This is a genomic window from Micromonospora sp. NPDC047074 (assembly GCF_040643815.1).
GTDB lineage: Bacteria > Actinomycetota > Actinomycetes > Mycobacteriales > Micromonosporaceae > Micromonospora.
Map to the genome: position 1 here is coordinate 1 of NZ_JBEYVB010000051.1, position 12,562 is coordinate 12,562.

Consider the following 12,562-nt stretch of genomic DNA (forward strand, 5'->3'; position numbering starts at 1 on the left):
CCGCCGCCACCGCCAAACCCTCCGGCGCCAACCGCAACACCCCCGACGCCGGAAAACCCGGCCCCCGCAACGCAAACTCATCCCACAACCGCCACTCGCCCGTGGCCAGGGTCACGCCTTCGGACATCACACGTACACCTTCCTGAGTGCGGCGCGGGACGGCGCCGGGCTGACAAGCAATTGGCGTCGATCAGTCGGTGCGCAGTTTCGAAAAGCTCATCCCGCGCGGCCGGCGCACCACTGCAGCACCGCACGCGCGCTGTGGTACTTGTGTTCCGCCTGCTCGAAGGCGATGCTGGCCGGCCCGTCGAGGACCTCGGCGGTCACCTCCTCGCCGCGGTGGGCGGGCAGGTCGTGCATGAACACCGCGTCCGGGCTGGTGGCCAGCACCGCCGCGTCGACCTGGAACGGGGCGAACGTCGCGCGCCAGTCCGGGGTGGGCTTGACCGTTCCGGTGGTCTGCCAGCGGGTGGTGTAGACGACGTCGACCGGGGGCAGGTCGGCCATGTCGTGCCGCTGCGTCACCGTCGCGCCGCTGCGCTTGGCGTGGACCCCGGCGCGGTCCAGGAACCGCTCCCCCACGCCGTACCCGGGTGGGGTGCGCAGGTGCAGCGCGACGCCCGGGAACCGGGACAGCGCGAGGGTCAGCGCCGACGCGGTGTTGTTGCCCTCCCCGACGTAGAGCACCCGCAGGCCGTCGACCCGCCCGAAGTGGCGGGTCAGCGTGGTCAGGTCGGCCAGGGCCTGGGTCGGGTGCTCCTCGGCGGTCATCGCGTTGACCACCGCCATCCGGCGCTGCCCGGCCCAGGTACGCAACTCGGCCTCGCTGGCCGCGGTGCGGGCCACCAGGACGTCGAGCATCCGGGACAGGACGGCCCCGGTGTCCTCGGCGGACTCGCCGGTGTTCTCCTGCAGGTCGCCCGGACCGTAGGTGATGAGCCGGCCGCCCAGCCGCAGCGCTGCGGCGGAGAACGCGGTGCGGGTCCGGGTGGACGTCCTGCGGAACAGCACCCCCACCACCAGGTCGCGCAGGGGGCGGTCGTCGGCGGCGGCACCGGAGGCGTACTCGGCGCCCCGACGGACGATCCAGTGCAGGTCCTCGTCGTCGAGGTCGTCGATGCTGATCAGGTGCCGGCGCGCGGTGTCGGACATCAGGGTCTTCCTCCGTCTCGTGGGTCGATCACGACGCCGACAGGGCGTCCCGGAGCACCTCGAGGCCGAGGTCGAGCCGGACGACGTCGATGTTCAGCGGCGGCAGGACCTTGACCACCTCGTCGTGTCGGCCGCACAGCTCGACGATCAGGCCGTGGTCGAAGGCGTACCGCTGCACCCGGTCGGCGCGTTCCGCCCCGCCGGCCCGGCCGAGGTCGATCCCCAGGGCCATCCCCTGGCCCCGCGTGACCACTCCCGGATCCCTGGCGGCCAGCTCGGCGCCGAACCGCCGCAGCCGGTTCGCCGAGACGGCGAGGTTGGTCTGGAACTGCCCCTGCCGCCACAGCTCGCAGGCCGCCGTGGCGCCCACGAACGCGAGCTGGTTGCCGCGGAACGTTCCCGTGTGCTCGCCGGCCTCCCAGACGTCCAGGTCACGGCGGATCAGGGTCAGCGCCAGCGGCAGCCCGTAGCCGCCGATCGCCTTGGAGACGGTCACCACGTCGGGGACGATTCCGGCGTGCTCGAAGGAGAAGAACCTGCCGGTACGCCCGCAGCCGGACTGGATCTCGTCGAGGATCAGCAGGATGCCGCGTCGCTCGGTCAGCTCGCGCAGCCGCCGCAGCCACTGGGGCGAGGCGGGATAGATGCCGCCCTCCATCTGCATCGGCTCGACGATCACCGCCGCGGGCAGGTCGGTGCCCGAGGACGGGTCGTCCAGCAGCCGCTCGATGAACGCGACGGAGTCGAACGGTCCGCCGGGCCCGTCCTCGTACGGGACGAAGGTGACGTCCTGTCCCGTCACCCCGCCGGCACGGCGGGCCCGGCGGCTGCCGGTGACCCCCAGCGACCCGCGGGACATCCCGTGGTACGCGCCGGTGAACGCGACGATCCCCCGGCGGCCGGTGACCTTACGGGCGAGTTTGAGCGCGGCCTCCACGGCGTCGGTGCCGGCCGGCCCGCAGAACTGCACCTTGTGGTCGAGTCCGCCGGGCCGCAGGACCGTCTCGGCGAAGCTGGCGAGAAACTCCCGCTTGGCGATGGTGTACAGGTCCAGGCCGTGCATGATCCGGTCGGCGGCCAGGTAGTCCTGGATCCGTCGCTTGATGAAGCCGTTGTTGTGGCCGTAGTTCAGGGTGCCGGCACCGCAGAAGAAGTCGATGTAGCGGCGGCCGTCCTCGGCGTACAGCTCCGCGCCCCTGGCCCGGTCGAACACCACGGGGAACTTGCGGCAGTAGAGCCGTACCTCCGACTCCAGTTCCTCGAAGACGGAGAAGTCCGGGGCGGCGACGGTGGCGCCGGGGTGTTCGCTGGTGACGGTCATCTGGGTCCTTTCGTCGATGCCTGCGGCAGGGCCGGTGGCCTGCCGGTCCCGATCGCCCGGTTCACCGGTCGCTCGGCAGTGCCAGCAGCTCCGTCACCTCGTCGTCGGAGAGCCCGTCGATCTCGGCCTCGACGGCGTCCCGCATCACCTGCGCGAGGGCGGCCACGGTCGTCGCCTCGAACAGGCTGCGCAGCGGGACGTCCACGCCGAACACCGCGCAGAGGCGGGCGAGCACCCGGGTGACGAGCAGGGAGTGCGCGCCGAGCAGGAAGACGTCGTCGTGGATGCCGATCCGGTCCACGCCCAGCACCTCGGCCCAGACCTCGGCGACGATCTCCTCGGTGGCGTCGCGGGGCGCCACGTGTGGTCGTTCCAGTTCGGCCCGGTCCACCGTGGGTGCGGGCAGCGCCTTGCGGTCGACCTTCTTGCTCGGCGTGAGCGGCAGCTCCGCCAGCGTCATCCACACCGCCGGGCACATGTAGTCCGGCAACCGCTCGGTGACGTACCCGCGCAACTCAGCCAGCTCGGGCAGCCCGTCGCCGTGCGGCACCAGGTAGGCCACCAGGCACCGGTCTCCCGGGCGCACCTCCCGGGCGACCACGGCGACCGCCCGGACCGATGGGTGGCGGGCCAGGACCGCCTCGATCTCGCCCAGCTCGATCCGGAAGCCCCGCAGCTTCACCTGCTGGTCGATCCGGCCGAGGAACTCGACAGTCCCGTCCGGCAGTTGCCGCACCAGGTCGCCGGTGCGGTACAACCGTCCCCCCGGGACGTCGCCGAACGGGTCGGGGACGAACCGGTCGGCGGTCAGCGCGGGCCGGCGGTGGTAGCCGCGGGCCAGCCGGACGCCGCCCAGGTGCAGCTCGCCGGGCACCCCGGCGGGCACCGGGTTCCCGTGCCGGTCCAGCACGTACGCGCGGGTGCCGGGCACGGGCCGGCCGATCGGCAGCGCCGCCGCGCCACGCGCCTCGGCGGGCACCCGCGCCACCGGGTGCAGCAGACAGGTGACCGTGGCCTCGGTCGGCCCGTAGTTGACCAGGAACCGCCCCGGCAGGCCCGTCGCGGCCCACCGGCGTGCGTCGTCGACGGTGACCACGTCGCTGCCGACGTTCATCAGCCGCAGCCCGCGCAGCCGCGGGTCGGCCGGGGCCACGTGGTGCAGCACCTCCCGGTAGTAGGCCGGGGTGATCTCCATGATGGTGATCCGGTGCTCGGCGACCCGGTCGGGCAGCTCGGCGGGGCTCCAGAACAGCGGGTCGGCCACCACCACCGTCGCGCCGGCCAGCAGGGTCGCGGCGATCTGGTCCATGGCCACGTCGAAGGTGAGCGCGGACAGCAGCACCACCCGGTCGTCGGGCCGGATGTCGTACGCCTCGGCGATGACGGCGCAGTGGTGGGCGTAGGAGCCGTGCGCGATGAGCGCGCCCTTGGGCTGTCCCGTCGAGCCGGAGGTGTAGATCATGTAGGCGAGCTGTTCCGGGTCGGCTGCCTGACCGGGATCGGTGCCGGGCCTGGCGGCGATCGCGGCCCGGTCGGCGTCCAGCCGGACCAGGGAGCGGCCGGTGGCGCAGAGCCGGTCGGCGTACCGGCCGGTCGTGACGATCAGGTGCGCCCGGGCGTCGTCGAGCATGAACGCCAGCCGCTCGGCCGGGTGCTCGGGGTCGATCGGGACGTACACCCCGCCGGCCTTGAGCACCGCGAGGAGGGCGACCACCACGTCGGCGCCGCGTTCCATGCAGACCGCGACGACGCGCTCCGGGCCGACCCCGGCCGCCCGCAGGTGGTGGGCGAGCCGGTTGGCCCGCTCGTCCAGCTCCCGGTAGCTGAGCCGGTGCGGGCCGAAGGAGACCGCCTCGGCGTCCGGGTGGCGGGCGGCCCGGCGGGCGAACAGCTCCGGCACGCTGCCGGCCGGCTCGGGGCCCGCCGTGGCGTTCCACTCGCGCAGCACCTGCCGCCGCTCGTCCCCGGTCAGCAGCTCCAGCCGGCTCAGCCTGGTGTCCGGGGCGGCGGTGGCGTCGCGCAGCAGCCGCACGTAGTGCCCCGCCAGCCGGGCGACGGTGTCGCGGTCGAACAGCGCGGTCGCGTACTCGACGAGGCCGTTCAGGCCGCCGTCGGCGCGCCGGGCGAAGGAGAGGGTGAGGTCGAACTTCGCGGTCCGCCAGGGCGCGGGGACCCGCTCCACGGCCACCCCGGCCAGCCGCAGCGGGGTCGGCGACGCGTGGGTCAGCTCCACCATCACCTGGAACAGCGGATTGCGCGACGGGTCCCGTTCGGGTTGCAGCTCGTCGACCAGGCGCTCGAAGGGCAGGTCCTGGTGGCTGTACGCGGCGGCCACCTCCCGGCCGGCCCGGTCGACCAGCTCGGCGAAGCTCGGGTCGTCGGCCACGTCGGCCCGCAGCACCACCGTGTTGGTGAAGAGCCCGACCAGCCGCTCGGTCTCCGGGCGGCTCCGCCCGGCCACCGGGGCGCCGACGGCGATGTCGCTCTGCCCGGTGTAGCGCGCCAACAGCGCGGCGAACGCCGCGTACAGGACGGCGAAGGGGGTGGTCCGTAGTCGCCGGGCCAGCGTGGTGACCGCCGCCGCCACCTCGTCGGGGACGTGCACCGGGAGCAGGTCCCCGGCGGCGTCCCGCACGGCCGGCCGGGGCCGGTCGGTCGGCAGCTCCAACGAGGCGAGCCCGGCCAGTCGCTGCCGCCAGTGGGCCAGCTCGGCGTCGGCCCGTTCGCTGCCGGCCCAGCGGTCCTGCCAGGCGGCGAAGTCGGCGTACTGCACCTGCGGCGCGGCCGGCGGGGTGGCCCCGGTGGTGCGGGCCCGGTAGCCCTCCCCCACCTCCCGCGTGAGGACGTCGACGGCCCAGCCGTCCACGGCGATGTGGTGCGCGACGAGGGCGAGCACGTGGTGGTCGGCGGCGACCCGGAGCAGCAGTACCCGCAGCGGCCACTCCCGGTCGAGCCGGAAGGGGCGGCTGGTCGCCTCGCCGATCACCGCTTCGGCGTGGGCCTGCGCGTCGGGCAGGTCGGCCAGGTCCAGCGGGGCCACCCCGAGCGGTACGGGCGGGTCGACGACCTGCAGCGGCGCGCCGTCGCGCGCGACGTACCGGGTCCGCAGCACCTCGTGCCGGGCGACCACGTCGTCCACGGCACCGAGCAGGGCGTCCGCCTCCAGTGGCCCGCGCAGCCGCAGCACCACCGGCACCAGGTACTCCGTGCTGCCCGGTTCGAGCTGGTCGAGGAACCACATCCGCCGCTGCGCGGGCGAGGTCGGCAGCTCACCGTCGCGGGGCACCGGCACGATCGGGCCCGGCCCCGCGCCGCGTACGGCCGGGTCGGCGACCAGCTCGGCGAGGCGTGCCACGGTGCGCCGGGTGAACACCTCGGCCACCGGCACCTCGGCGTCGAGGACGGCGGCCAGCCGGAACGCCAGTCGGGTGGCCAGCAGCGAGTGCCCGCCGACGGCGAAGAAGTCGTCGTCGACATCCACCCGGTCCCGGCCGAGCAGCTCGGTGAAGAGCGCCGCCACCGTCGCCTCGGCCGGGGTACGCGGCGCGGTCACGTCGGCCGTGGTGGTCTCCAGCCCGGCCAGGCCGGGCAGGGCCGCCCGGTCGAGCTTGCCGCTGGCCGTCAGCGGCAGCGCGGCGACGGGGCGCAGCACCGACGGGACCATGGGCTCCGGCAGCCGCGCGGCCAGATGGGCGCGGACGGCGGCCACGTCCAGCTCGACACCCGCGACGGGGACGACGTGACCGACCAGCCGCTGCTGGTCGCCGGCCGGGTACACGCCGACGGCCGCGGCCGCGACGTGCGGGTGTTCGGTGAGCACGACCTCGATCTCGTCGGGTTCGACCCGGACGCCGTTGAGCTTGACCTGCCGGTCGAGCCGGCCGAGATACTCCAGGCAGCCGTCGGCGCGGCGGCGCACCCGGTCGCCCGTGTGGTAGACCCGCTCCCCCGGATGCGCCGGGTACGGGTTGGGCCGGAACCGGTCGGCGGTGAGGTCGCCGCGCCCGACGTAGCCGCGCCCGAGACCGACGCCGGCGACGCAGAGCTCCCCCGGTACGCCCACCGGGGCGAGCCGGCCGTCGGCGTCGAGCACCAGGATGCGGATGTTGTCCAGCGGGCGGCCGATGGCCACGATCTCGCTCGGCTCGTCGCCGCCGTACCGCCAGGCGGTCACGTCGATCGCGCACTCGGTCGGACCGTAGGTGTTGACGAGCGTGACGGGCAGCCTGGCCAGGAGCCGCTCGCACAGTTCCACCGGCAGGGGCTCGCCGGCGCAGAACACCAGTCGCAGCGTCACGCAGTCGGCCAGCGCGGGCTGCTCCACGAGCAGCCGCAGCACCGACGGGACGAGCTGGAGCACGGTGACGTCGTGCCGGACGACCGCCCGCAGCATCGCGGCGGGGTCGCGGGGCACGCCGTCGGCGGCGACCACGACCGCCGCACCGCAGACCAGCGGCGCGAGGAACTCCCACATCGCCGCGTCGAAGCCCACCGTGGTCTTCTGCAGCACCCGGTCGCCCGGGCCGAGGCCGTGCTCCCGTACGGTCCACAGCACCCGGTTGCGGATCGCCTCGTGGCTGATGACGACGCCCTTCGGCTGCCCGGTGGAGCCGGACGTGTGCACGACGTAGGCGGCCGAGGCCGGGTCCACTTTGGTGGCCGGTTCGGCGGGCCGGGCTGCGATGGCGGCGGCGTCCCGGTCGAGCAGGACCGTGCGGATGTCCACGCCGGCCGGCACGGACTGGACGCCCTCCCGGCTGACCAGCACCGCCGACCGGCTGTCGGTCAGCACGTGGTCGCGGCGCTGGCGGGGGTGGTCGGGGTCGATCGGGACGTACACGCCGCCGGCGGTGTGCACGGCGAGCAACGCGACCACCAGGTCGACGTCCCGGCGCAGGGCGACCGCGACCGGGGTCTCCGGACGCACCCCGGCGGCGCGCAGGTGGGCGGCGAGCCGGCGGACCCGGTCGAGCAGCCCGGCGTAGCTGACCTGCTCCTCGCCGAAGACCACGGCGGTGGCCCCCGGTGTCCGGGCGGCCTGGGCGGCGATCAGTTCCGGCAGGCACTCCGCCGGTGGCGGGACGACCGGTCCGCCCGCGGTGAGCCGGGCCCGCTCGTCCGGCGTGAACATCTCCGTCCCGTCCAGCGGGCGGTCCGGGTCGGCGACCGCGGCGGTGAGCAGCCGAGCGTACTGCCCGGCGAGCCGGCGCACGGTGTCCCGGTCGAAGAGCGCGGTGGCGTACTCGAAACCGCACCGCAGGCCGCCGCCGCCGGCGGGACGGACGGAGAGCATCAGGTCGAACTTGGCGATCGGCCAGGCCACCGGCACCTGCTCCACGGCGACACCGGGCAGGTCGGGCCCGGCGCCCGGCTCCGGCTGGAGTTCGAACATCACGTCGAACAGCGGATTGCGCGACGGGTCCCGTTCGGGCGCCAGCTCGGCCACGATCTTCTCGAACGGCACGGCGGCGCGGGCCTGGGCGTCCAGCGTGACGTCGCGCACCCGCGCCAGCAGGTCGGCGAACGAGGACACCCCGCTCAGGTCGACCCGCAGCACCAGGGTGTTGACGAAGAAGCCGATCAGCCGTTCCACCTCCGGCCGGTCCCGCCCGCTGCTGGGCGTGCCGACCGCGAGGTCCCGGGCGCCGGTGTACCGGCCGAGCAGCGCGACGAACGCGGCCAGCAGCACCATGAAGGGGGTCGCTCCGGCACGCCGGGCCAGCTCGTCGACCGCCCGGCCCAGCCCGGCGGGCAGGTCGACGGCGAGCCGGTCACCGCGCTGGTCCCGCACGGCGGGCCGCCGCCGGTCGGTGGGCAGCTCCAGCGGCGTCAGCCCGGCGAGCCGGTCGCACCAGTACCGCACCTGCTCGGCGGCGGCGTCGGTGCGCGCGCCGGCCTGCTGCCAGACGGCGTAGTCGGCGTACTGCACCGGTAGCGCGGGCACCGGCGGGCCGGCGTGCTCCGCGCCGGTCAGCGCCGCGTACTGCCGGCTCAGCTCGGTGACCAGCAGGTCCAGCGACCAGGCGTCGGAGGCGATGTGGTGGAGGGTGAGCAGGAACAGGTGGTCGTCGTCCGCGAGCCGGATCAGCGTGGCCCGGACCGGGATCTCGGCGGCCAGGTCGAACGGTCGTCGCAGGTCGGCCTGGAGCAGCCGGAGTGCCTCGTCCTCCCGCTCGTCGACGGCGGTCGCCGCGAGGTCGATCCGGGCCACCGGGACCTGGGCGTCGGCGTCGATCACCTGCGCCGGATCGCCGTCGGGCGCGACGTACCGGGTGCGCAGCACCGCGTGCCGGCGGGCGAGGCGGTCCACGGCGGCGAGCAGGGCCGGCACGTCGAGTGGCCCGCGCAGCCGCAACGCCAGCGGCACCAGGTAGTCGGTGGCACCGGGCGCCAGCCGGTCGAGGAACCACAGCCGCTGCTGGGCGAACGACAGGGGCAGCGGCCGGTCGTGGGCGACCGGGACGATCGGCGGGCCGGCATCGGCGTCGGGCGCGGCGGCCAGCGCCTCGGCCAGCCGCGCCACGGTGCGCGCGGCGAACGCGTCGGCCACCGGCAGCGCCACGCCGAACAGTTCCCGCAGCCGGAACGTCATCCGGGTGAGCGACAGCGAGTTGCCGCCGAGGGCGAAGAAGTCGTCGTGCGCGCCGACGTCGGTGACGCCGAGCAGGTCCGCCCACACCGAGGCGATGGCCCGCTCCGTCGGGGTACGGGGGGCCACGCGCGCGACCGCCGAGCCGAGCCGGTGCGCCACCGGGTCCGGCAGTGCCCGCCGGTCCAGCTTCCCGCTGCCGGTGGTGGGGATCGCCGGCACGGTCACCAGGTGCGCGGGCACCATGTGCGCCGGCAGGACCCGGGCGGCGTGGGCCCGCACGTCGTCGGCGTCGACGGTCGCGCCGGGCGCGGGCACCAGGTAGGCCGCGAGCTGCGCGTCGGCCCCGCCGTGCACGACGACCACGGCCTCCCGTACCGCCGGGTGGGTGGTCAGGGCGGCGGCGATCTCACCCGGCTCGATGCGGAAGCCGCGGACCTTCACCTGGTCGTCGACCCGGCCGAGATACTCCACGCTGCCGTCGGGCAGGTACCGCGCGAGGTCGCCGGTGAGATACAGCCGCTGTCCCGGCGCCCCGTCGGGGTCCGGCACGAACCGTTCGGCGGTCAACGCGGGACGGGCATGGTAGCCCCGGGCCAACTGGACACCGGCCAGGCAGAGTTGTCCCACCGCGCCGATCGGCACCGGGCGCAACTCCGCGTCCAGCACGTACACCCGGGTGTTCGACACGGGGCGGCCGATGGTGACCCGGCGCCCGGGGTGGCACGGCGCGGCGGTCACGTCGACGGCCGCCTCCGTCGGCCCGTACAGGTTGTGCAGGTCGACGCCGATCCTGGCGTGGAACTCCTCCGCCAGGTCGTCGGGAAGCGCCTCGCCGCTGCACAGCACCCGACGCAGGCTGTCCAGCCCGTGCGGTCGGGCGGGCAGGGCCGCGAGGAAACCACGCAGCATCGTCGGTACGAAGTGGACGGTGGTGACCCGCGCGGCGGCGATCAGCCCGGCGAGGTACTCCGGGTCCCGGTGCCCACCCGGACGGGCCAGCACCAGCGTGGCGCCGTTCAGCAGCGGCCAGAAGAACTCCCAGACGGAGACGTCGAAGGTCGCGGGCGTCTTCTGCAGCACCCGGTCGTCGCCGCGGAGCTGGTAGGCGTCCTGCATCCAGCGCAGCCGGTTGACGATCGCCCGGTGGCTGACCACCACCCCCTTCGGCCGCCCCGTGGAACCGGAGGTGTAGATCAGGTACGCCGGATGGTCCGGGTCCAGCGCCACCCGCGGCGGCTGCGCCGGCCCGGCCGGGTCCCGGACGTCCAGCACGTCGACGCCGAACACCCCGCCGGTATCCCGCCCGTCCGCCAGCACGACGACCGCGGCGGCATCCGCCACGATGCCGCTGAGTCGCTCCGGCGGATCCTCGGGATCCAACGGCAGGTACGCGGCGCCCGCCCGCAGCGTGCCGAGAAGCGCGACGACCAGCTCCGGACCGCGGGGCAGGCACACCGCGACCACCGACTCCGGGCCGACCCCGCGCGCGTGGAGCCGGTGGGCGAGCCGGTCGGCACGCTCGTGCAACTGCGCGTACGTCAGCCGGCCCGCCTCCCAGACCACCGCCGTCGCCCCCGGAGTCGCCGCCGCCTGGCGCGCCAGGAGATCCGGCAGCGTCTCACCGACCGGGTACTCCACCCGCGTGTCGTTCCACGCCCTCAGCTGCCGCAACTCCGGCTCGGACACCAACGGCAACGCGGCAACCGGCACGTCCGGGCGATCCAGCGCCAGCCGCAGCAGCCGCTGGTAGCCGTCCGCCAGACGGCGCACCGTCACCTCGTCGAACAGCGTGGTGGCGTACTGGATCCGGGCGGTCAGCGCGCCGTCCGGCCGCGCGTTGAGGTCGAAGGTCAGGTCGAACGGCGAGCTGACCAGCGGGGTGGGCAGCAGCTCGACGTCGAGGCCGGGCAGCGTCGGCTCCGGTCGGGCGTTGCGCAGCGAGAACGAGACCTGGAACAGCGGGTTGCGGGAGCTGTCCCGCTCCGGCACCAGCTCGTCGACCACCTGCTCGAAGGGCGCCTCGGCGTGGGAGAACGCGGCCAGGGCGTCCTGGCGGACCCGGCGCAGCAGCTCGGTGAAGCTCGGCTGGCCGGTCAGGTCGGCGCGCAGCACGACGGTGTTGACGAAGAAGCCGATCAACGCCTCCGCCTCGGGACGGGTCCGGCCGGCGACCGGGCTGCCGACGCCGAAGTCGGTCTGCCCGCCGTACCGGCCGAGCAGCGCTTCGAGGACGGCGACCAGCACCATGAAGCGGGTCACCCGGTGGCCGCGGGCGAACCGGTCGACGTCGGCGACGAGTTCCGGCGGCAGCTCGAAGCGCAGCCCGCCGCCGGTGCCGTCCCGAAGCGCCGGGCGGGGCCGGTCGGTGGGCAGTTCCAGCGGCGGCAAGCCGGCGAGGCGGGAGCGCCAGTGGTCGAGCTGCCGGGTCAGGCGGGTGCCGGTGATCTGGTCACGCTGCCAGTCGGCGAAGTCCGCGTACTGCATCGGCAGCGACGGCAGGTCGGCCGGCGGGCCACCGACCCGCTCGGCGTAGCCGGCGGTCAGCTCCCGGGTGAGCACGCCCCAGGACCAGCCGTCGAAGGCGATGTGGTGCACCACCAGCACGAGCAGGTGCTCGTCGGCGCCGAGCCGGGCGAGGGTCAGCCGCCACGGCGGTGCGGCATCGAGCGGTACCGGCCGCCGCAGCTCTCCCGCGACCAGCCCGGTCACCGCCCGATCGCGGTCCGCCGCGTCGACGTCGCGCAGGTCGACGTCGTGGAGCGTGACCTCGGCCCGCCGCTCGACGCGTTGCACGGGCACGCCGTCCTCGGTCGCGTACCGGGTACGCAACACCTCGTGCCGATCGACGATCGCGGCGAAGGCGCCCACCAACGCCTCCCGATCGAGGTCGCCGCGGATCCGCAGCGCCATCGGCAGCAGGTAGTCCGTCGAGCCGGGCCGGAGCTGGTCGAGGAACCAGGACCGCTGCTGCGCGAAGGAGATCGCGCGGGTAGCGGCCCCGTCCGCCTGGTTGCCACCGTTGTCCACCGGGTCACCTCCATCGGGCGGCCGGCGCACACCGCGTTCCGCCGGCCGCAGGCCTGAGGACAAGGCTGCTCACCGGGCTGGCGGGCCGAAAGGGAAGGAGCGGCAGAGCGGTCACGTCGGCCTGTCTGCGCGTTTGTCTCTACGTCCCGTCACCGGCGGACGGCAGGCTGGCGGGCTAGGAGCAGACCCAAGCCCCGCTACGTCCTGTCCGGCCTCCTGGGCTGCGACATCCGCCAATGCCGCATGCGCGGCAGCTTCGACGCCAACAAATCCGCCACATCGTCGAAGTCCTGGGAAAACACCACTTCGGTGCTTGGCGACGCGGAACCTCAGACAGCGCGTCGACCTACCGCGAGTTGGTGGCCCACATTGATTCGTCCAGGCGGTGAGCACGGGTGTGCCCGTTACTCTCGCACCGGTCCACGATGCGCCGCCAACACATCAGGCATGCTCAGGCCTGCTGTTCAGGA

The 12,562-nt window shown here is 74.5% G+C and carries 3 protein-coding genes and 1 pseudogene; all 4 read right to left on the bottom strand.

Annotation, left to right across the window (positions count from 1 at the left end):
• Positions 1-216: 216 nt before the first annotated feature.
• Complete coding sequence (locus ABZ809_RS31780; RefSeq protein ID WP_357566333.1) at positions 217-1,152, bottom strand: ornithine carbamoyltransferase; 936 nt, start codon at positions 1,150-1,152, stop codon at positions 217-219.
• Positions 1,153-1,180: 28 nt separating this feature from the next.
• Positions 1,181-2,473, bottom strand: a complete 1,293-nt coding sequence (locus ABZ809_RS31785) for a diaminobutyrate--2-oxoglutarate transaminase (protein ID WP_357566334.1) — start codon at positions 2,471-2,473, stop codon at positions 1,181-1,183.
• 61 nt (positions 2,474-2,534) lie between these two features.
• Positions 2,535-8,912: an amino acid adenylation domain-containing protein gene (locus ABZ809_RS31790; RefSeq protein WP_357566362.1), complete on the bottom strand. Its 6,378-nt coding sequence runs from the start codon at positions 8,910-8,912 to the stop codon at positions 2,535-2,537.
• A gap of 72 nt (positions 8,913-8,984) precedes the next feature.
• A pseudogene (locus ABZ809_RS31795) lies at positions 8,985-12,122 on the bottom strand (amino acid adenylation domain-containing protein); the annotation flags it as partial.
• Between the last annotated feature and the right edge of the window lie 440 nt (positions 12,123-12,562).

Excerpts from the sequence above, each read along its gene's own strand:
- ABZ809_RS31780 (WP_357566333.1), bottom strand. The coding sequence starts at position 1,152 with ATGTCCGACACCGCGCGCCGGCACCTGATCAGCATCGACGACCTCGAC.
- ABZ809_RS31785 (WP_357566334.1), bottom strand. The coding sequence starts at position 2,473 with ATGACCGTCACCAGCGAACACCCCGGCGCCACCGTCGCCGCCCCGGAC.